This window comes from Streptomyces sp. NPDC006510 (assembly GCF_040611955.1).
Classification (GTDB): Bacteria; Actinomycetota; Actinomycetes; order Streptomycetales; family Streptomycetaceae; genus Streptomyces.
This window is the reverse complement of sequence record NZ_JBEXPH010000149.1, coordinates 1-20,452: the sequence shown is the minus strand read 5'-3', so window position 1 is coordinate 20,452 and position 20,452 is coordinate 1. Positions and strand designations below refer to the sequence as shown.

The following is a 20,452-nucleotide window of genomic DNA, read 5'->3' as shown; positions in this document are numbered from 1 at the left end:
TCGACCGCCAGACGCGTCGCGCGTTCACGCAGTTCATCGGGGTACTTACGGGGAGCAGCCATGATCGGCATCCTTCCGGGTCTTCGATGTCTCCACCAAACCCGGGGCGATTCACCATCTTCTCTGAACCAAGAGGCCCGACCCGTTGGGCTGTTGGGCTGTTGGATAACCTACGGTCGTGGAAACGGGACTGAACACTGACGGCTGGCTGGAAGACACGCGGACGTCTTATGACATCGTGGCTGCTAGCTATGCGGACCTGACGCGTCACCTCCTGGACGAAACGCCTGAGGAGCGTGCTGTCCTGGCGTTGTTTGCCGACCTGGTGCGTGCCCAGGGCGGCGGGTCAGTTGCTGACGTGGGATGCGGGACGGGGAGGATCACGGCTCACCTGCATCAGCTGGGCTTGGACGCGTTCGGGATTGACCTGTCGCCCGGGATGATCGAGGTGGCCAGGCGTGATCACCCTGGTCTCCGGTTCGATCTCGGCTCCATGACGGACCTCCCCCTCGCCGACTCCTCGATGACTGGGCTGGTCGCCTGGTATTCGCTGATCCATGTCCCCGACGACGAGATCGGCTCGGTCTTCGCGCACTTCCAGCGCGTGCTCCGGCCTGGTGGACCGTTGCTACTCAGCTTCCACGTCGGTGATGAGTCGCAGTTGAAGACCGAGGGCTATGGCGGGCACCCGATGAACGTTTACGTCCATCGGCGGCAGCCCGACCAACTGATTGCGTGGCTCAACAATGCTGGCTTCGCCGTCGAGTCGCATAGAACACTCACCTCGGCCGAGAGCAAGCTCGGGGGGATGATTCTTGCGCGCCGCCAGGCTGCTGTCCAAGAAGAGTAAGTTGATCGCTGAGGGAAACTGCAGGTCACTCGCGCCGCCTCATGTAACCGGCTCCGCCAGGGCACCGGCGGAGCCTGACGTCAGTCTTTGGCTCCGTCGAGGCGTGAGGTCCTTGACGTCGCCGAGCCATTCTCTGAACTACGAAGGTTCGGTGGATCGGGTGGCGATCTGGCTGAAGGTGGGCAGGCCGAGGTGGACCACGGTGGATCGGCGGGCGACTTCGGCGTCGAGCTGGGCGAGCTTGTCCTCGGCGGCGGCGAGGCTGACGCTGAGCCCGTCGACTTCGGCCGGGCGGCAGCCGAACTACTGGCTGCCGCCGAGCACACCCGGCCCGGGGATCTGATCCCGGACACCGCCGGAGCCTTGCGGAGAGCGGCCGCGCCCAAGGCCGCCGGGCACCTGACCTGGGCAGAGGAGACCTCGACCGGGCGGCGGCGGAACCTCACCCACGAGGAGACCGAAGCCTTCTGGGCCTTCGCCGCGATCGAGGTCCTGCGCCTGACCGGCATCCGCAACGAGGAGCTCCTGGAGCTGACCCACCACAGCATCACCGAATACCGGCTCCCCAGCACCGGCGAAGTCGTACCCCTGCTGCAGATCGCCCCGTCGAAGACCGACAGCGAACGGCTCGTACTGGTCAGCCCGGAACTGGCAGACGTCCTTTCCACCATCATCCGCCGCCTGCGGGGAAGCAGCCGCGCGATCCCGCTGGTGGCCTCCTACGACGTCCATGAGCGGGTCTGGAACCCGCCGATGCCGCTGCCGCTGCTGTTCCAACGCGATATCGGCACCGAACAACGCGCTTTCACCCCGACCGCGCTCCGCAAGCTTCTGATCAACGCGCTGGCCGCCACGAGCCTGACCGATGCCGCCGGCGAACCGCTCGTCTTCTCTCCGCACGACTTCCGCAGGATCTTCGTCACCGACGCCATCATGAACGGCCTACCACCGCATATCGCCCAAGTGCTCTGCGAGCATAAGAGTCTTGATACGACGATGGGCTACAAGGCGATCTACCCTGCCGAGACCATCGAGGCCCATCGCGCCTTCATCGCCCGCCGCAGGGCCACCCGGCCCAGCGGTGAGTATCGAACCCCCACCGAGGAGGAATGGGACGCCTTCCTCACACACTTCGAGAAGCGCAAGGTCTCCATCGGCACCTGCGCTCGTGCCTTTTCAAGCCCTTGTGTTCATGAACACGCTTGCATTCGTTGCTCGCTCCTCCGGCCGGACCCGGCCCAGCGCGGCCGGTTGGAGGAGATCCGCAACAACCTCGTCGCCCGCATCGCCGAAGCCGAACACGAGGGCTGGCCCGGCGAGATCGAAGGACTCCGGGTCAGCTTGGCCGGCGCCGAAGACAAGCTCGCCCAGGTCGACGCACTGGCCGAGAGACAGTTGGCTGCGGTCCAGCTCGGAATGCCGGGCTTCAGCCGGTCCGGAGGAACCGCTGGGGCGCCGAGACCAACGTCGTGATCGAAGCCAGAGGCGAGCGAAGACGAAGATCAAAACGGAACCGACAGCCCGGCCTCCCGCAGCTGGGACAGGGCTGTGGACATGCATTGCTGCACAGCCCTCCCGTCAGCACGCATGCCATGCTCCAAGGGACCCCACTGGCAGCGAACGTCCACGCCGGCGCGTTGTCGGCCACCCTCTCGGCGTCCACTCTGATCATGGCGTTCACGCCCTGCTCACCCAGCCATTCCAGGATGAGGAGTGTCACGTCCTCGATGCCACCATCCTGGTCGATCTTTGACCAGCGGCCCTGGTTTCCTGTCATCGCCCAGACACTACCGAGAGGTCCGAAGCAGTCGGCGTCCAGCGCTCAGGTCGGGAGACTCAGTGCCTGGTTTCCATTCTGGCAAAGGGTTCAGCGCACTCGCGGGCGAAGGAACAGAGCTGGTCCACGACATGCCGGTACTCCTGCGGATCCCACACTACGTTCGGCGTGGCATCGGTCCACTGCTGCCACAGGCCACCGGCGGCAAGGTATGGGGATGCTCTCTCGGTCCCAAGGACCGCATCGAGGTGAAGCAGTGTGCTGAGAGCAAAGGTCCGGTCGTAGCCCAGCTCGGGTTGAGGCAAGTAGCAATCAAGGTATCTGCAGACCAGATCGGCGTCCGCGCTGGTGCCGAAGGTGGCAAGAGTGATGCTGTAGGCCCCGCCGTAGGGGCCTCCGCTGGCCAGCAGGAGTTCGCCGATGCGGCTGCGGAACTCGGTCCTGCCGGCTACAGCAACCAGCCAGGAGGCAGTCCTACGCTCTCGCCAACCCCCTTCAAAAAGGATGCCGAGTTCAGCGGGAGTGATCTCCCCGGCAGCCTGGACCAGGTCCCTCACGAACAGCTCGCGCTCAGGCCCGCTCAACCGCAGGAAGCTTCCACCCAGACGAAGGTACCGTCGGCCGGGCGCGACGAATCGTCGGACCACGTCCATGAGCTCGGGGTCGGTGTGGGCATCGCGCATGGCTCCATCTTTGCCCGGCGAGGACCCAGCTGCCAGCGGTTTACCCAGAGCCCCGAGTAGCGATCGCTGGTTCAGAGAAGCCTGTGTGATCGTGGACACACTCGCTGCCGAATGACCGGCCGCAGGGCGCCGAGGGAGAGTTTGCGGCGCTCGAAGTGGCCCAGGAATGCCTCCCACTTCTCGCTGGTGGGGACGCGGTATTCCTCGCCGGGTCGCAGGCTGCGGCGCCGGGCGATGAACGCCTGGCGGGCGGCGACGGCTGCGCTGGGATAGACGGCGTTGTAGTGCATCGTGGTGTTGATGTCGTCGTGGCCCGCGATGACCTGTGCGATGTGCGGGGGCAGACCGTTCATGATCGCGTCGGTGATGAACATCCTGCGGAAGTCGTGGGGCTGGTAGTCGAGCAGCTCGCCGGTTGCGTCGGTCAGCTGGGCGGCCTTGATCACCTCGTTGAGCGCTTTGCGGATCGTGTTGACCGACAGGATGTGGTCCTCGCCGTTGACTTGCCATTGGAACAGCAGCGGCATGGGTGGGTTCCAGACCCTTTCGGCCGCGTCGTAGCTGACCACCAAGGGGACGACCCTATTGGCGTCACGTATCCGGTAGACGATCGCGCTCAGGACGTCGGCGAGTTCGGGGGTGACCAGCAGGACGCGCTCCTCGTCGGTCTTCGACGGGGCGATTTGCAGCAGCGGGACGACTTCGCCGGTCGTGGGCAGCCGGTATTGCAGGATGCTGTGGTGGCTGAGCTCCAGCATCTCCTCGATCCGGATGCCGGTGTGCCTCAGCACCTCGATCGTGGCCCAGGCTCAGAAGGCGCGGTTCTCCGCGGCCTTGAGGTCGGTCCGCCGGCCGTCGGGCTGGAGGTGGGCAGTCGTGGTGCGGTGCGGGTCGGCGGCCCAGTTCGAGGTGCGGGCCTTGCGGTAGGTCTCGCCGAGCACGGTGAACTCGGTTCCGGCCGGGGTGGCTTCGATGGCGCCGAGGCGGGCCCGGGCGTCCTTGAGGTGCTGGTCGGCGGCACGGACGAGGGCGGGAAGGTGCGGGAGCCGCTCGCGGGTCCGCTGGTGTGACCAGGACTTCTGCAGCTTCTGGCGCTTCTTGTTGGAGACCGCGGGGATGGGAAAGCGCCGCACTGCCTGTGAGAGAGCTACCGGAATGAGGTGCCGGCACCGGGTGCGAGACGGGTGGGGCTGTGACGGACGAGGTCATGCGGTCGGGCCTCCGAACAGGGTGCTCAGCGAGTCCGGGTTGTAGGCAGGTGAGAACGGAGCGGGCTGGGGGTCCTCGCGGCGCCGGGCCTGACGGGCGTGGTGCGCGAGTGCGCTCTCGACCACTTCGTCGGCGCTGGTGGTGGTGTAGATCTGTGTGGTCGTCAGCCGGGCGTGAGCGAGGATCCACTGCACGTGGGGCAGCGGCATCTCGGGGTCCTCGGCCATCCGGAAGGCGGCTGTGTGCCGCAGGTCGTGGAGGGTCCAGTTGGAACCCAGCAGTTGGTTGGCCCGGGCGAACATCTGCCGGGCGGCTGCATAGTTCAGCGGGCGCCAGGGGCGCCGCAGCGTCCACCACAGCGGCTCGTCACGGCCGTGCGGCGCCCCCTTCGCCCAGATCTCGTGCTGATAGATCCGCAGCCAGACGAACGAGTCACTGGAGGCCGGCAGCAGCTGGACGTCCTCAAGTGCCCTTGCGGGTCACCGAGATCAGCTGCTGGCCCGGCAGTGCGTCGCGCTCGACCGAGTCGAGGAGCTCGTCCGCCCGGGCGCCGGTGGAGACCCAGAACGCCAGCAGGGCACGGTCGCGGTTCGAGCGCAGACCGGCGAAGATCTCGTTGAACTTGTCGTCCGGGATCCTCTTCGGGATCCGCTTGGGCACCTTGGGGCGGTAGCGGCCGGTGCGGGTGGGCGCGAACGCGTCCATCGGGTTGTGGTGCTCGTGGGCCCGGCTGCCCCGGCGCGAGCGGTCCAGCGGGAACGGGTTCACCAGCACGGTGTCCGTGCCGCGGTCGAGGTGGAAGTCGTAGAAACCGCGCAGGACCGTCTTTATCTAGTGCTGTCAAGTCTTGATGCAGTTCAGGCCCCTGTTGCTTGTCAAGGGAAGTTAGGCATGTTGCTGGGCGTCGACGCCCCCGCGGGAACGGGGTTTGTGACGGATCTTGTGAGCCATCGCCGCATTTCAGAGGCACACCCGCGCTGTTCTGCCAGCGGTGAACACCGGCCCGACCGGGCTCGACGATCACTACAGTCCAGTCTCATGACGACGGTTACAACGCGCACGGTCGAGTACCCGGCCGACGGTCTGACGATGATCGGGCACCTCGCGCTCCCGGCCGGTGTCGACCGCCGGCCCGCGGTGCTGCTCGGACCAGAGGGCACGGGGCTCAGCGACGTCGAGCGCCGCCGGGCCGATGCTCTCGCCGAGCTGGGATACGTAGCGCTGGCCTTCGACCTTCACGGCGGGCGCTATTTGGGTGACCCCGAGGAGATGCTGGCCCGTTGCATGCCGCTGCTCGCCGACCCCGACCGGATGCGGGGCATCGGCCATGCGGCGCTCGACGTGTTGCGCGCCGAACCGCGGACCGACCCCGACCGGATCGCCGCCGTCGGCTACGGCACCGGGGGCGCCATCGGGCTGGAACTCGGGCGCGATGGCGTCAACCTGCGCGCGATCGGGACAGTCAACGCACTGACCACGGGCCGACCGGGCGAGGCGGCGCGCATTCGCTGCCCGGTGTGGGCCGGGGTCGGGTCGGAAGACCCGATCATGCCGCCCGCGCAACGGGACGCGTTCACCGCAGAGATGCAGGCCGCGGGCGTCGACTGGCGCCTCGCGGTCTACGGCGGCGCCTTGCACGCCTTCCACCACCCACCGGTCGACCACACCGTGCGTCCCGGCGTCGGCTACCACCCACAGCACGCGCAGCGCGCCTGGCACGACGTCATCGACCTGCTCGCCGAGTGCCTGCCCGTAACGGAGTGATCTGGTCAGCAACCGCGATTCCGGGCCGCGAGCCAGGCCGGTAGACCGCCACCGGATCCGGTTTGTGGGACATCACCGCAGCTCAGAGAAATTGGGACGAGGTGCTCTGCGAGGGCGTTCCCACTCGGCGGCGGGAACGGCTCCGCCCGATGACAGGGCTCATCCGGCTTCGGGGGCATCCGGGTTGGTGTTCTTCCTGCGCATCATCCTGCGCAGGCTCGCGCGAGCCGCGTCCCGGTCCTCCTCCGCCTCGGCAAGCTTCTCCTCCCACTCGGCCTTGCCCCGAGTCAGCGCGTCTCTCTCGGCGGTCGGCTCGGCGTTCTGGCGGCTGAGCTCGTCGATGCGTGCCACCAGCTCGCCCGTGCCAACCTGGTCGAGTTGCTGCCCCAGCTGTCGTCGCACGGCGTCCTTGAGCTTGTCCTGCTCCTCCCGCAGTGCGGTGATCTCCTGGCGAGCCAGCGCCAGATCGGTTTTCAAGCCCGCCGAGCTGACGGAAGCCCCTGTGCTGGGTTTCGGCGGGTGCACGGCCTGCCGGGCACGGGCGGCGTCGATGTGCTCACGGACGCCTTCGGCGTAGACCAGCCAGTTGGACACCCCGGCGGTCTTGGCGACGGCCGCGAAGGTGACGGGCTCGCCGCGGGCGACCATGTCGTGCAGTACCGCCAGGACTTCCAGTTGCGGCAGGGCGTCCACCCAAACCCGAAGCATGCGGGAGGGGAAGTCCGCTCCGAGATGCCCCGTGTCCTTGCGCTCCGTGGCAGCGGGAAACAGGTAGCCGTCACCGTGCTCGAAGTCGGCCAGTGCAGCCCGGCGGCGTTCCCACCGCTGGATGATCTCCGCGGATTCGATGTCGATGGGCAGGCGTCGCCGCAGTCGCTTGCCCTTGTTGTTGTCCCAGATCAGGTTGTAGTGGCCGTCGACCCGCTCCAGGCACCCCACCTTCAAGACCTTCAAGGTGACGACCTCGTTGGGGCGTCGGCCGGTGTCCCGCATGACCGCGTAGAGGGTGCGGCACATCTCCTTGACCTCTTCAGAAGGCATCGAACCGTGGGAGAGGCTATCGCCCAACGCGCCCTGAAGGCGTTCGAGTTGGGCGATGACCGACTCGGGTACGGCTTTGCCGATCTCGTCTTCGTTCGGCTCGGGCACTGCGATCCGGTGTGCGGGATGGCGGCCGAAGAGACCCGGAAGGGTGTCCAGCATCCCGGCGCACCTGCCGAACTCCAGGATCTGCCAGAAGTTCGACAGTGCGGTGTGCCGGTGCTTCTCGCTGTAAGGACGGCCGTCCTTCCTGAGCAGGGTACGGAAGGCGGCCACGACGGCCGTCATGTCCGCGAATCCCAGGACTCCGGGGTCCATGCCGCCGCCCGGCCGCAGCGCCAGGGCCCGGGAGGCGACGAGGCAGGCGGCCATTCTCGTGGACAGCTTGCCGCCGGTGGGATTGCTGCTGCGGGCCCACTGCATCACGACCGCCTGCAGCCACGGCTGCCGGATCTCGGTGAAGTCCGCCGTCCCTGCGTGGCGGCGCGGCCGGACACCGGTAGCCGAACCGATCCCGAGAGCTGGCAGGTCCCACACAACCCGTTGCGTGGCGTCGATGCCGTTGAAGTCATCGAAGGCCACCCGCAGATGACGCAGCATCTCCTGGGCATGGGCGATGACACTGGTGGTGCGGCCGAACGCCTGCCGGGTGACGCTCTCCGGCGGGGCCAGGACAAGGCTGGGCAGGTCGAGGAGCTGGGTCACGATCGACCGGGTAGCCCGGGGATCCAGCTTCCTGCCGACTGTGTCCCGCTGCTGCAGGGCGAACAGCACTTCGAGCCGGGGCCAACGGGGCCAGGGAGATCTGGTTGCCGCTCAGGTAGGGAGCCTGACGACTCGCCCAGCTCTCGACCGAGCCCCGCGCTTCCTCGCCCCTGGCCTGCCAACGGTAGTAGTGCGTCGGGCAGAGACGTGCACGGACCGCGGACTCCGGCGAACACCCGACCACCAAGCACGGTGGCAGTGGTTCGTAGCCGGGCATCGTGGCCGCCCATGCGGCCAGGTTCTTCTCGGAGTCCTCCAGCCCCCGCCGCTTGAATACCGCGACCCACAGGCTGTAGTGGGCTCTGCACAGGCCGCGCACCGAGACGCGTCGCCGGCATCGGCCGTCCTGCGGGCCGACCGCGCATCGGGCGGGTGCCTTGTAAGCCTGGAGCCTCGTAGCAGGGATGTAGGTGGCGTCGAACTCCTCCGCGCTCAGCGCTCCGCGTTCGAGGGCCTTCTCGCAACTCCTGCACCTCATTCTGGCTGCGGCATTCACCCCCGGGCACTGGGGGGTGCGGCACCTGTAGGCGACGGTGCGGGGGTTGTCGACGTCGCCGGTGAACAGCCACAGGGCCATGTCCCACTCGTCCGGACGCCAGTCGGGGTCGATGCGCCCCGCGAGGTAGGTCCGCCACTCCTCCAACCTGGCATCGCTCTGCGCCGGGGCCGGCGCGATGCGCTCGACCAGCGTCAGGGTGCTGGTCATGCGCGGTCCTTCCACAGGGCGGTGAGCCGTTCGACGGCCTCGCGCTTGTCGGTGTCGGTGGCGCGGATGCAGGGGATCATCGAGGACGGGGAGACGTGTCCCATGAGGTTCTGGATCACGTCGTCCGGAGTCCCGCTCCGCTTCCACCGCGTGGCGGCGGAGTGGCGGAGCATGTGCGGGCGGGCAGCGAAGTCGGCTTTGACGGCCGGCCCGTCGAACAGGTCCTTGACGTTGGGGTACTTCATCGGCTGCCCGAGCGGGGCCCGGAAGAGGTTGACGAACACCATCTCGCTCTCGGCGGCCTGCGGGACCTGGCCCCGCTCGTAGACGTACTCGGCGTACAGGCCCGCCACGTCCGGATCGACCGGGATCCACCGCGGGCTGCGGGCCTTCGCCAGCGCTCCGTTGCTGTTCATCCTCCGCCGCACGTGCACGTGCCCGCCGGAGACCTGGCAGCCCAGCGCTGAGGAGTCCGGCAGCAGGTGCATGTCCTGGCGGTGCAGCCCCAGCGCCTCCCCGATCCGGATCCCCGTCGCCCCCAGCGGATAGACCAGGAACCGGTCCCGTGCCCGGACGGTCAGCGCGAGCAACTGCGCGAACTGCTCGTCGCTCAACCACTCGTAGCCCGGCAACGCCACCCGGAGCTTGATGGTCTTGGCCTCTACCGTGCGGAACTGCCCGTCCTCGCCGGGGCTGTAGCCGGGCGGCAGGAACGACAGGTACTTGGTCTCGGACAGCATCGCCGCCGTAGCCCGCGTCACCCAGCCGAACGGGACGCAGAACCTCAGGAACTCGCCCACCGTCGTCAGGATCTGGTTCGCCGTGGCCTTGTCCCGGTAGGGCGGCGTCGCACTGGACCGCGGACCCCGGGGCGGCAGAGGCTCCTTCACCAACCAGTGCAGGAACCGAGTCAGTGCGACGAACCCCGGCGCGGCCCAGTCCAGGCCGTTCGCAACGCAGTGCGACAGGTACAGGCGACCCTGCCCGCGTACACCCGCTCCGTGTTCGGCGAGCAGTCCCGGGCCCGCAGCGACGCCAAGTACGCCGACGCCTCCTGGTGGAGCTCGTAGGATTCGGAGACGACCACCCATGCCACTGACTCGTCGCCGGGGGACACGGCACGTTCGGCCTTGAATGCCCGCATGCCGATGAACGCAACAGATGTGACAGTCACCGTTCTGGGCCGCTACAGCTTCACCGCCTCCCAGCCGGGCGACGGGCTGCGGCCGCTGCGCGACCCGGACGCCGTCGGTCTGGACGAGGACGACGATGAGTAGGGAAGCGAGGCGCCCAACGTCTCCTCCGGCCGTCGGCTCGTGGCGTTGTTTTCGCCAGCCTAACTTGGAGGGTGCTGAGCCCACTTCGGTGTCCAGATATCGCCTTCGGGGCGACCGGGGTATGCGGAACTGAGGTGGGTGCGGAGCGCGGTGAGGGCAGGGTGCGGATTGTCGGTGCGCCAGAGCAGTGAGTGCGGGTAGACCGGGATCGGGCTGTGTAGGGGGATGCGCCTCAGGTCATGGCCGGCGGGCCAGACGAGAGGGGTCTGCTCGCTGACGAAGGTCGCCAGCGTCGAGGAACTCGCGATCGTGTCGAGGAGGGGCTCAATTCCGAAGTCGGGGCCGATCGAGTCGATGGTGAGCCCGAACGCGGTGGCGAGTTCGTCGTAGTAGGCGGCCCACTCGGTTCCGGGGACGTTGCCGGGCATCCAGATCCGACGCCCGGCGAGCTGGGCGGGGGTGATCTTGCGAGCGGCAGCGAACTCATGGGCTGGTCCGGTGAACAGATGGAGGGGCTCGTCGAAGACCGGGGTGGCCTCGATGTCGTCGGGGAGTTGGCGCCCCGGCATCGTGACGGCGCGGAAGGTCGCATCGATCGTTCCGGACCGGATGGCGGCTATGGCCGTCGCGGAGTCCAAGAGGGTCACCACATCGAGGTCGACGTCGGGGTGCGCGCGATGGAAGTCACGCAGCAGTCCTGCCAGAGAGAGCTGTCGGCCGATCACGTCGACGCGTAGCGGGCGGGTTCCTGGCCGTACGGAAGCGGCTGCCCGCTCCTCGGCTTGGAGGAGAGCCCGGGCGTGGGGCAGGAACGCCTGGCCGTCGATCGTCAGCCGGGCCCCGCGCGCTGTGCGGCTGAACAGTTGCACGCCGAGGTCCTTCTCCAGCACGGCGATGCGCTTGGAGACGGCCTGCGGGGTGATCGACAGGCTGGTGGCGGCTTCTTGGAACTGTCCCTCGTCTACGGCGGTGACGAAGGTGTACACGGCAGTGAGGTCCACGCCGGCCATCCTAGGTGATCAACCAACGGTTGAGTCGTAGGGGTGAAATGGTTGTTTGATTCCCTTGCGTACTGGCCGCTTTGATGTCTCTGGTCAACGTGTGGTGTTGCGGGGCGGTGCGACAGGGGGCGATTGCCCAGGCAGGTTCGATGCTGCTGGTCATCCCGCCCACGCGATCACACCGCGACGGACCGAATAGCCCGCCCATCTGCCGATGCCGGTGCGGTCGGTCGCTGGCAAGGTCACCATCGCGGCTCTGTTCGGGGTGGGGCTTCCTACTCGCCTCGGAGGCAACTCACCCGTGCCGGATTCTTTCGTTCACCTGCACAATCACACCGAATATTCGATGCTGGACGGTGCGCAGAAGCTGAAGCCGATGTTCGGCGAGGTGGCCCGGCAGCAGATGCCTGCGATTGCCATGAGCGATCACGGCAACATGTTCGGCGCCTATGAATTCGCGCAGGTCGCGAAGGGCTTCGAGGGCATCACACCGATCATCGGTATCGAGGCGTACGTAGCGCCTTCCTCCCGTTTTGGCCGGAAGCAGGAGTTCTGGGGGCCGGGAGGCCGCCGCGCCGTGAGCGATGACGGTGAGGGATCGAAAGACGTCTCGGGTGGCGGCCGTTTCACCCATATGACCATGTGGGCGCGGAACGTCCAGGGCCTGCGGAACCTGTTCTGGCTCAGCACACAGGCCAGCTACGAGGGCCAGTTCCCGGCCGGCAAGCCACGCATGGACCGCGAGCTGATCGCTGAGCGGCCGGACGGCATCATCGCCACCACCGGTTGCCCCTCCGGCGAGATCCAGACCCGGCTGCGGCTGAACCAATACGGCGAGGCGAAGGCCGCCGCTGCGGCTTACCAGGAGGTCTTCGGCCGCGAGAACTACTTCCTGGAACTGATGGACCACGGCCTGGACATCGAACGCAACGCCCGCGACGGCCTGTTGCGGCTGGCCAAGGAGCTGAGCATCCCTCTCCTGGCCACCAACGACGCGCACTACGTCACCGAGGACCAGGCCGACGCCCACGACAGCCTGCTGTGCATCGGTGTCGGCAAGAACAAAGATGACCCGAAGCGCTTCCGCTTCAACGGATCCGACTACTACCTCAAGACCGCCGCCGAGATGCGCAGGCTCTTCTCGGATCTTCCCGAAGCCTGCGACAACACCCTGCTGATCGCCGAGCGCATCGAGTCCTATGACGAGGTCTTCGACTACGTCGACGAGATGCCGCAGTTCCCGGACGTTCCCGAGGGTGAAACCCAGGAGTCGTGGCTGCGGAAGGAAGTCCTCGCGGGCCTGGCGATGCGCTACGGGAACCCGGTTCCCCAGCACGTCCTGGACCGCTTCGAGACCGAGATGACGGTCATCGGCCCCATGGGCTTCAGCTCCTACTTCCTCGTCGTGGCGGACATTTGCCGCCACGCCCGGGAGAACAAGATCCCCCTCGGCCCGGGCCGTGGCTCTGCCACCGGCTCCATCGTGGCCTACGCCACTCGCATCACCGAACTGTGCCCTCTGGAGCACGGCCTGCTGTTCGAACGGTTCCTCAACCCCGAGCGCATCAACCCTCCGGATGTGGACCTCGACTTCGACGACCGCCAGCGCGACAGAATGGTCCGCTACGTCACCGAGAAGTACGGCGACGAGTACACCGCCATGGTGAACACGTTCGGCAGGATCAAGGCCAAGAACGCGGCCAAGGACTCCTCGCGCATCCTGGGCTACCCCTACTCCCACGGTGAGCGGATCACCAAGGCGCTCCCGCCGGACCAGAACGGCAAGTCAGCCCCGCTGGCCGCCGTCTTCGACCCCTCCCACGAGCGGTACGGCGAGGCCGGCGAGCTCCGGCAGATGTATGACAGCGAGCCGGACGTGAAGCGGGTCATGGACACGGCTCGCGGGGTGGAGGGCCTGACCCGCGGTACCGGTGTGCACGCCGCTGCGGTGATCCTGTCCAAGACGAAGCTGACCGACCGCATCCCGCTGCACATGCGCGCCTCGGACGGCGTGAAGATCACCGGGTTCGACTACCCGTCGTGCGAGGCGATGGGCTTGATCAAGATGGATTTCCTGGGGCTGCGGAACCTGGGCGTCATCGATCAGGCCATCGAGAACATCCGCGAGAACCGTGGCATCGACCTGGCCACCGTGGACCCTCTGGACGGCGATCCCGCCACCGTCGTGATCCCGTTGGACGACGCCAGGACGTACCGGCTGCTGGCCGAGGGCAACACGTTCGGTGTCTTCCAGCTCGACGGCGGCGGCATGCGGGTCCTGCTGAAGCAGATGGAACCCACCCGGTTCGAAGACATCGCCGCGGTCAACGCCCTCTACCGCCCAGGTCCCATGGCGGCGAACGCACACACCAACTACGCGCACCGCAAGACCGGCCGCCAGGAGATCACCCCGATCCACCCCGAGCTGCGCGACGCCCTGGAGCCGATCCTCGGCAACACCTTCCATCTGCTCGTCTACCAGGAGCAGATCATGGCCATCGCCCGGGAACTGGCCGGATACACCCTGGGCGGCGCCGACCTGCTGCGCCGCGCGATGGGCAAGAAGAAACCGGAGGTGCTGGCCGCCGAGTGGGACAAGTTCCACAGCGGCATGCAGGGCAACGGCTACGGCCAGGAAGCCATCAAGGCTCTGTGGGACGTCATGCTCCCGTTCTCCGGCTACGCGTTCAACAAGTCCCACACCGCCGGGTACGGGCTCGTCTCCTACTGGACCGCGTACTTGAAGGCGAACTACCCGGCCGAATACATGGCCGCCCTGCTCACCTCGGTGGGCGACGACAAGGACAAGGCCGCGATCTACCTGGCCGACGCCCGCAAGAACGGCGTCCGGGTCCTCCAGCCCGACGTGAACGAGTCCGTCGCGGAGTTCACCGCCGTCGGCGACGACGTGCGATTCGGACTGCGGTCCGTACGCAACGTCGGCGACAACGCCATCGAGGCCATCGTCGGTGCCCGCCGCAGTAAGGGGAAGTTCACTTCCTTCCCCGACTTCCTGGACAAGGCCGACCTGCCCGCGCTGAACAAACGGGCCGTCGAATCCCTGATCAAAGCCGGCACCTTCGACTCCCTGGGACATGCGCGTAAGGGCCTGACCGCCATCCACGAAGACGCCATCGACGCCATCATTCCCGTGAAGAAGGCGGCCAGCTTCGGTCAAGACGACCTCTTCGCCGATCTCAGCGGAGAAGGCAGCGACGGGCCGGCCTTCGGCCTGGACTTCCCCATCGACGACGCCGAGTGGCCCCGCCGCCAACTCCTGGCGACCGAACGCGAGATGCTCGGCCTGTACGTCTCCGCCCACCCACTGGACGGCGCCGAGCACATCCTCACCGGAGCCCGGGACTGCTCCATCGCCGAACTTCTCACCTCCGGCCGTACCACCGGAGACATCCAGCTCTCCGGGCTGATCACCGGTATCCAGCTCAAGATGACCAAACAGGGCAACGCGTGGGCCATTGTGAACCTCGCAGACCGCGACGCCGGCATCGAGGTCCTCTTCTTCCCCGCCTCCTACCGGCTCGTGCAGCACGCGCTGGCCGAGGACAACGTCATCTCCGTCAAAGGCAGGATCGAAGACCGCGACGGCACCGTGAACATCTTCGGCAGAGAGCTGACGATGCTGGACGTGTCCTCGGCCGAGCACGGCGGGAAACCTCCCGTACGACTTGAACTCCCCGCCCACCGGGTCACGGAGCGGTCCGTGAGCGAACTGAAGAGAATCCTCGCAGCCCACCCGGGCGACAGCCCGGTCCGTCTCAGCGTCCGCGGCGCACGGAAAACCACCGTCTACGCCCTGCAAGCCAGGGTGAACGCCACCACCATCGCCTCCGACGTGAAGGGCACGTTCGGAGCTGAAGCATGGGCGGGCATCGCATGATGCCAAGGACCGCCAGGTGGGATGCCATCGAGCTGCGGACATCCAAAACCAGAAGGAACGTCTCCTCGCGCACTTCGCACTGCAGGGCTGACCTGCGATGGCCCCACCACTACAGAGAACCCGGGGGATGCCGCCGGGTCCTCTGACTGTTCAAGATCAATCTCACCGATACTGACTGTTCCGTTGGTCCCCAAGGCCGCTTTCGAGCCCGCGTCGCAGCAGTGTGCAGCTTCGACAAGGTGCTCGCCCGCGTCGCCGCACCGGGCGCCAGGCCGCCCGCCTCGTACCGGGGAGCCCCCGCCGCGCACTTTGGGGGCTCCCCTTCCGCGTCTCGGGGAGAGCCCCGCAGGGCGCGCGGGTCAGGCTCCCGCCAGGACCTCCCGCAGTCTCCGCACCCCCGCCTTCCACTCCTCGGCGCCCGACTCCTGCAGAGTTCGAGCAGCTCGGACTTCCTGGTGAGGATCCGGTCGAGCGCCTCCACCGCCAGGGGCCGCAGATCCGCCGAGAGCGCGGGCAGGGGCTCCTTCGGGGCGTACGACGTGGTCACCGGGTCACTCCCGGGCGCTGCGCCGCGAGCAGCGCACTGACAACGGCCTGTCGGTGCCGTGTGCTTGGATCGCCGCCATGACGAAGGACGACGACACCCAGCGGACCCCGGAGGGCTCCGCCGAGCTGTGGATCGGGGCGGTGCCCTCCCTCGGGCCCGGTGGGCGTGATGTGTTTCTGGGGCTCGGTTCGCACGCCGACGAGCCCGGAGCCCGGCTGGCGCGGCTTCTTCTCGACCGGGGGCACGAGGGTGAGGAGGGCGTTTTCTATCTGCTGCCGGAGGATCTGGCCGCCCGCTACGAGCGGGCCGGTGACCGGCTCGCGGTGACGCTCCTCGCCCGCCGGGACGTCCTCGCCCACAGCCTCCGGGCGCGCCCGGAGGAGGGGCGCGTACTGCCCGGAGCACTGCCCTCCGATCCGCTCGACGCCGACCGGGTCGTCCTGCTCCGCCGCGAGCTGACCACCGGCTTCGTCCCCGTCGAGCAGGGCGGGGAGTTCCAGCCGGTCCTCCTCGTCGACCACACCGCCGGTCCGGATGCCGGGCCCGAGGAGCTGATCGCCCTGTTCGAGGAGGGCGAGGCGGGCATCGCCGTACTCAACGCGGAACTGCTGCCGGACCGGGCTGACGTTCCGGTGCAGGACGGTTCGGTCGGGGCCGAAACGTCCCGTCGGTAGCGTGCCGAACGCAGCCCGCCGGCAGCGAACCGGCCCCGCCAGGTGCGCACCGTGTCGACGTGCGTGCGCGTCTGCGCGGCTGTCCGGGCGTGGGAGCGCCCGCGGGCCGCCAGCAGCACGATGGTTTCCCGCTGCCGGGCCTGATGTGGGGTCTTGTGGCCGTAGGCCATCTTCTTCAGCCGGTGGCGCTCGCAGGCGCGCCAGACCCGCTACCTGCTGGCCCGCGACTTCGGCCGGTGCCGACTATCCCGCTCTTGTGCCAACTAAACAGCCTCGTCACATGCGCTCACCGCCGTACCCGCGGCATCCCCAGGCCGATCCAGGAGATGATCTCCCGCTGGATCTCGTTGTTGCCACCGCCGAAGGTGAAGATGACGGCGGAGCGGTATCCGCGTTCGAGTTCGCCGTGCAGCACGGCGCCCGTCGAGCCTTCCTTGAGCGGTCCCGCCGAGCCGACGACCTCCATCAGCCAGGCGTAGGCGTCGCGGCGTGCCTCGGAGCCGTAGACCTTGACGGCGGAGGCGTCCTGCGGGGTGAGGGTTCCGTTCTGGACCGCGGACACCATCTGCCAGTTGAGGAGTTTCATGGCGTCGAGCCTGGTGTGGGTGCGGGCCAGGAGGGCGCGGACCCAGCCGAGGTCGATCACGCGGCGGCCGTCGGTGAGCCGGGTGTCCGCCGCCCAGCGCCGGACGTTGTGGAGGGCGCGGATCGCCATGGTGCCGTGGGCGGCGAGGGTGACGCGTTCGTGGTTGAGCTGGTTGGTGATGAGCCGCCAGCCCTGGTTCTCCGCGCCGACGCGGCGGGAGACCGGGACGCGGATGTTCTCGTAGTAGCTGGCGGTGGTGTCGTGCGAGGCGAGGGTGTTGATCAGGGTGCAGGAGTAGCCGGGGTCCGTGGTCGGGACGAGCAGCATGGTGATGCCCTTGTGCGGTGGCGCGTCCGGGTCGGTGCGGACGGCGAGCCAGACCCAGTCGGCGGTGTCGCCGTTGGTCGTCCAGATCTTCTGGCCGTTGACGGTGTAGTGGCCGGTGGCCTCGTCGCCGTCACGCACGGCCCGGGTCTTGAGGGCGGCGAGGTCGGTGCCCGCGTCGGGCTCGCTGTACCCGATCGCGAAGTCGATCTCTCCGGAGAGGATCTTCGGCAGGAAGTACGTCTTCTGCTCGTCGGTGCCGTACCGCATGATCGTCGGGCCCACGGTGTTGAGGGCCATCAGCGGCAGCGGGACGCCCGCCTGTGCGGCCTCGTCGAAGAAGATGAACTGTTCCATCGGGGACAGTCCGCGTCCGCCGTACTCCGTGGGCCACCCGACGCCGAGCCAGCCGTCGGTGCCCAGGCGGCGGATCGTCTCCCGGTAGAACGTCTTCTGGGCCGCGGGGGCGGCATAGCGCGCGTAGGCGTCGTCGGGGACCAGCGCGGCGAAGTAGCTGCGCAGCTCGACGCGCAACTGTTGCTGTTCAGGCGTGTATTCGAGGTGCACGGCCCCTCCGGGAGTCTCGCGGTCGCGTCATCCGTGTGCGGCGGCGCACACAGTAGAACGTGTTGCAAGAATCCGGAAGGGCCGGGACGGTACCGGCGGGGTCAGCGCTTGACGGCCCGCAGGACGACGAACTTCGGGTCGCCGGCGACCGTGGTGCAGTTGCCGAAGATGCGCCGGAGCCGGGTGTGGTAGCCGAGGTGCCGGTTGCCGACGACCCACAGTTCGCCGCCGGGCCGCAGCGCGTCGCGGGCGCCCTGGAACATGGTGCGGGCCGTCGCGTCGGTGGTGGCCTGGTGGGAGTGGAACGGCGGGTTGTTGAGCACCAGGTCCACACTGGCGGGCGGCAGTTCCGCCGGCCCGTCGCCGACGAGGAACTCGGCCTCGGCGTCCGGGCCGGTGTTGGACCTGAAGGTCTCCTCGGCGGAGGCGACCGCCTGGTACGACTCGTCGATGAAGGTGACCGTCGCCTCGGGGTTGGCGAGCGCCGCGGACAGCCCGACGACGCCGTTTCCGCAGCCGAGGTCGACGACCCGGTCGGGGCCGCTGCGCGCGGGGAGGTGGCCGAGGAAGAACCGGGTGCCGATGTCGAGGCGCTCGGCGCAGAAGATCCCGGCGTGGTTGGTGACGGTCCGGCCGGAGGCCGGGCCGATCCCCTCGGGCAGGTCGTAGCGGTACGGCCAGGGACTGGGCGTACGAGCCGTTCCCGGGCCGGGGGTGCAGAAGATCAGCCGGGCCTTCTTGACCGCGAGGGAGGTGCGGGTCGGACCGATGATCCGCTCGAAGAGCTTGAGGGTGGAGGTGTGGATCTCCTTGACCATCCCGGTGCCGATGACGACGGTGCCGGGGTGGACGGCCGGCGCGAGCCGGTGCAGCTGGTCCTCCAGGAGCGCGAGGCTCTTCGGGATGCGCACCAGCAGCACGTCGATACGGTCCGGCGGCGTGTCCCTGACCGACAGCAGGCGTACCGCGTCCGCGTCCACGCCGTTGCGGTGCAGATTCGCCAGGGTCGCGCGCTGCGCCAGGTAGGAGTCGGTGATCTGTACGGGCCGGTGCCCGGCCAGTGCGGTGCTCAGCGCGCCCCAGCGGTCGCCCACCACGACCACGGTGCCCGACAGATCGACCGGGTCCGTCCCTTCGGCCCCCTCCAGCCGCCGCAGCAGGTACTCATCGGCAGCGTCCCAGGCCCGGAACGGGTCGCGCGGATCCTCGGGGTAGCGGGCGAGCTCGTACCCGGCCCCTGACGTCGTCAAACGGTTCATTGTCCACCCAGGCTAGCCGAGCCGCGGGGAGCGCCCACACACTCCCCGCGCACCGGCCGCCGGGCCGCCACGTCGCCGCGTCGCCCTACGGCAGCGCCTTGTCGATCGCCGACCGGCCCTCCCGGGCGAGCCTGCGCTCCGCCCACTGAAGATTCTTCGGAGTCAGGTCCCGCCCGGAGGCGAGCACCAGGTCCTCTGCCGACGGATTGTCGCTGCCGCCGGTGTGCAAGAGGCTGTCGGGAGTCACTCCCCGAGATGCGGATACGGATTCGGGCTCGTCGCTCATGCCGCCTCCTCGTCCTTTCGGTCATTCTCGCCCCGCGCCCGGCCCGCCGCATCCGAGGCCCCGCGATCCGCTCCGGGCGTCACGATCCAGCCCCTCACTTGACCTGCACATGATAGGTACACGCTGTTCACACCATGGTCACGGTGCGTGTGGAAGGCTCCCGCCTACCACGTACCACACGACCGCCGCGGCGCCGCCACCCACCTTGTGACGGTGTCGTGGCGCACGCATTTTCGGAGAGGACACCCCACATGTCCCGTCGTCACCTTCATTACCGGCGCCCGCTGCTGGCGACCCTTGCCGCCTTCGCAGTGCTCGGTGGTACCGCCGCCGCCGCACCCGCCGCCACACCCGAGGCCACGCCTACCACCGCGACCCCACTCCGGGTACTCGACGACACGTACTACCAGGACGCGCTCGGCAAGACCGGCACCCAGCTGAAGAGCGCCCTGCACGGGATCATCAGCAACCAGACCAAGCTCTCCTACAGCCAGGTCTGGGAAGCCCTCAAGGACACCGACGAGGACCCCGCCAACAGCTCGAACGTGGTCCTCCTCTACACCGGGCGTTCCCAGTCCAAGAACTCCAACGGCGGCTCGGTCGGGGACTGGAACCGCGAGCACGTCTGGGCCAAGTCCCACGGCGACTTCGGCACCGCCACCGGCCCCGGCACCGACATCCACCACCTGCGCCCGGAGGATGTCACCGTCAACTCGATCCGCGGCAACAAGGACTTCGACAACGGCGGCAGCGCGGTCAGCGGCGCACCGGGCAGCTACACGGACAGCGACTCCTTCGAGCCGCGCGACGCGGTCAAGGGCGACGTGGCCCGCATGATCCTCTACATGGCGGTGCGCTACGAGGGCGACGACTCCTTCGCCGACCTGGAACCCAACGAACAGGTGTCCAACGGCTCCGCGCCGTACATCGGCCGCCTCTCGGTACTGAAGGCGTGGAGCCAGGAGGACCCGCCGGACACCTTCGAGAAGCGGCGCAACGACGTCATATTCGACCAGTACCAGCACAACCGGAACCCGTTCATCGATCACCCCGAGTGGGTCGAGTCCATCTGGTAGGCCCGACCGCCCCGGACGACCGGCGGGCATCCGCCGGTCGTCCTCAGCCGGCCTCGCCGCCCGCGCACCAGGCCACGGCCTCCTCACGGGTGGCGAAGCACCGCGGGGCCGTCGGCCCGTCCGGCTGTCCGGGGCCGGGCGGGCCGGGCGGGGCGAGCCGGT

Annotated in this window: 18 protein-coding genes and 1 pseudogene; 7 read left to right on the top strand and 12 right to left on the bottom strand. The window is 68.1% G+C overall.

All coding sequences use genetic code 11. The features are described from left to right. Positions 1-190: 190 nt before the first annotated feature. Positions 191-850 (top strand): methyltransferase domain-containing protein, encoded by a 660-nt coding sequence (locus tag ABZY11_RS32460; RefSeq protein ID WP_356482585.1) that lies wholly within the window; start codon positions 191-193, stop codon positions 848-850. An 87-nt stretch (positions 851-937) separates the two neighbouring features. Further along, entirely contained in the window at positions 938-2,323 is a 1,386-nt protein-coding gene (locus tag ABZY11_RS32455; RefSeq protein ID WP_356482583.1) for a site-specific integrase, read from the top strand. Positions 2,324-2,686: 363 nt separating this feature from the next. On the opposite strand, the gene ABZY11_RS32450 is transcribed toward ABZY11_RS32455, so the two are convergent. The 5 genes from ABZY11_RS32450 to ABZY11_RS32430 all read right to left on the bottom strand — a co-directional run bounded on the left by ABZY11_RS32450 (position 2,687) and on the right by ABZY11_RS32430 (position 5,287). Continuing rightward, entirely contained in the window at positions 2,687-3,310 is a 624-nt protein-coding gene (locus tag ABZY11_RS32450; protein ID WP_356482582.1) for a DUF6000 family protein, read from the bottom strand. Positions 3,311-3,381: 71 nt separating this feature from the next. After that, a complete protein-coding gene (locus ABZY11_RS32445; RefSeq protein WP_356482581.1) occupies positions 3,382-4,101 on the bottom strand; it encodes a site-specific integrase in 720 nt (239 codons plus the stop codon). Positions 4,102-4,119: 18 nt separating this feature from the next. Further along, positions 4,120-4,443 (bottom strand): hypothetical protein, encoded by a 324-nt coding sequence (locus tag ABZY11_RS32440; RefSeq protein ID WP_356482580.1) that lies wholly within the window; start codon positions 4,441-4,443, stop codon positions 4,120-4,122. A 72-nt stretch (positions 4,444-4,515) separates the two neighbouring features. Beyond that, positions 4,516-4,821, bottom strand: coding sequence for a tyrosine-type recombinase/integrase (locus tag ABZY11_RS32435; RefSeq protein WP_356482579.1), 306 nt, complete (start codon positions 4,819-4,821; stop codon positions 4,516-4,518). 160 nt (positions 4,822-4,981) lie between these two features. Then, complete coding sequence (locus ABZY11_RS32430; protein ID WP_356482578.1) at positions 4,982-5,287, bottom strand: hypothetical protein; 306 nt, start codon at positions 5,285-5,287, stop codon at positions 4,982-4,984. A 270-nt stretch (positions 5,288-5,557) separates the two neighbouring features. On the opposite strand from ABZY11_RS32430, the gene ABZY11_RS32425 reads away from it, so the two are divergent. Continuing rightward, positions 5,558-6,283 (top strand): dienelactone hydrolase family protein, encoded by a 726-nt coding sequence (locus ABZY11_RS32425; protein WP_356482577.1) that lies wholly within the window; start codon positions 5,558-5,560, stop codon positions 6,281-6,283. A gap of 159 nt (positions 6,284-6,442) precedes the next feature. On the opposite strand, the gene ABZY11_RS32420 is transcribed toward ABZY11_RS32425, so the two are convergent. Both ABZY11_RS32420 and ABZY11_RS32415 read right to left on the bottom strand, forming a co-directional pair. Continuing rightward, a complete protein-coding gene (locus ABZY11_RS32420; protein WP_356482576.1) occupies positions 6,443-8,029 on the bottom strand; it encodes a DUF6262 family protein in 1,587 nt (528 codons plus the stop codon). Positions 8,030-8,791: 762 nt separating this feature from the next. After that, on the bottom strand, positions 8,792-9,685 hold the full coding sequence (locus tag ABZY11_RS32415; RefSeq protein WP_356482584.1) for a tyrosine-type recombinase/integrase: 894 nt from the start codon (positions 9,683-9,685) through the stop codon (positions 8,792-8,794). A 252-nt stretch (positions 9,686-9,937) separates the two neighbouring features. On the opposite strand from ABZY11_RS32415, the gene ABZY11_RS32410 reads away from it, so the two are divergent. Further along, positions 9,938-10,072, top strand: a complete 135-nt coding sequence (locus tag ABZY11_RS32410; protein WP_356482575.1) for a hypothetical protein — start codon at positions 9,938-9,940, stop codon at positions 10,070-10,072. Positions 10,073-10,131: 59 nt separating this feature from the next. On the opposite strand, the gene ABZY11_RS32405 is transcribed toward ABZY11_RS32410, so the two are convergent. Further along, positions 10,132-11,073 (bottom strand): LysR family transcriptional regulator, encoded by a 942-nt coding sequence (locus tag ABZY11_RS32405; RefSeq protein ID WP_356482574.1) that lies wholly within the window; start codon positions 11,071-11,073, stop codon positions 10,132-10,134. A gap of 301 nt (positions 11,074-11,374) precedes the next feature. On the opposite strand from ABZY11_RS32405, the gene dnaE reads away from it, so the two are divergent. Together dnaE and ABZY11_RS32395 are read left to right on the top strand one after the other, a co-directional pair. Continuing rightward, positions 11,375-14,971, top strand: coding sequence for a DNA polymerase III subunit alpha (gene dnaE / locus ABZY11_RS32400; RefSeq protein ID WP_356482573.1), 3,597 nt, complete (start codon positions 11,375-11,377; stop codon positions 14,969-14,971). Between the two features lie 624 nt (positions 14,972-15,595). Further along, positions 15,596-16,192 carry a hypothetical protein gene (locus tag ABZY11_RS32395; RefSeq protein ID WP_356482572.1) on the top strand — a complete coding sequence of 199 codons (597 nt, stop codon included), beginning with the start codon at positions 15,596-15,598 and terminating at the stop codon, positions 16,190-16,192. A gap of 23 nt (positions 16,193-16,215) precedes the next feature. Here the strand turns inward: ABZY11_RS32395 and ABZY11_RS32390 are convergent. The 4 genes and pseudogenes from ABZY11_RS32390 to ABZY11_RS32375 all read right to left on the bottom strand — a co-directional run. Then, positions 16,216-16,362: pseudogene (locus tag ABZY11_RS32390) on the bottom strand (helix-turn-helix domain-containing protein); the annotation flags it as partial. Positions 16,363-16,478: 116 nt separating this feature from the next. Next, positions 16,479-17,669, bottom strand: coding sequence for an acyl-CoA dehydrogenase family protein (locus ABZY11_RS32385; protein WP_356482571.1), 1,191 nt, complete (start codon positions 17,667-17,669; stop codon positions 16,479-16,481). A 101-nt stretch (positions 17,670-17,770) separates the two neighbouring features. Next, positions 17,771-18,928 carry a methyltransferase gene (locus ABZY11_RS32380; RefSeq protein WP_356482570.1) on the bottom strand — a complete coding sequence of 386 codons (1,158 nt, stop codon included), beginning with the start codon at positions 18,926-18,928 and terminating at the stop codon, positions 17,771-17,773. An 85-nt stretch (positions 18,929-19,013) separates the two neighbouring features. Next, positions 19,014-19,214 carry a hypothetical protein gene (locus tag ABZY11_RS32375; protein ID WP_189547551.1) on the bottom strand — a complete coding sequence of 67 codons (201 nt, stop codon included), beginning with the start codon at positions 19,212-19,214 and terminating at the stop codon, positions 19,014-19,016. A 251-nt stretch (positions 19,215-19,465) separates the two neighbouring features. Between ABZY11_RS32375 and ABZY11_RS32370 the strand changes: the two genes are divergently transcribed. After that, a complete protein-coding gene (locus ABZY11_RS32370; RefSeq protein WP_356482569.1) occupies positions 19,466-20,290 on the top strand; it encodes an endonuclease in 825 nt (274 codons plus the stop codon). Positions 20,291-20,452: the final 162 nt, after the last annotated feature.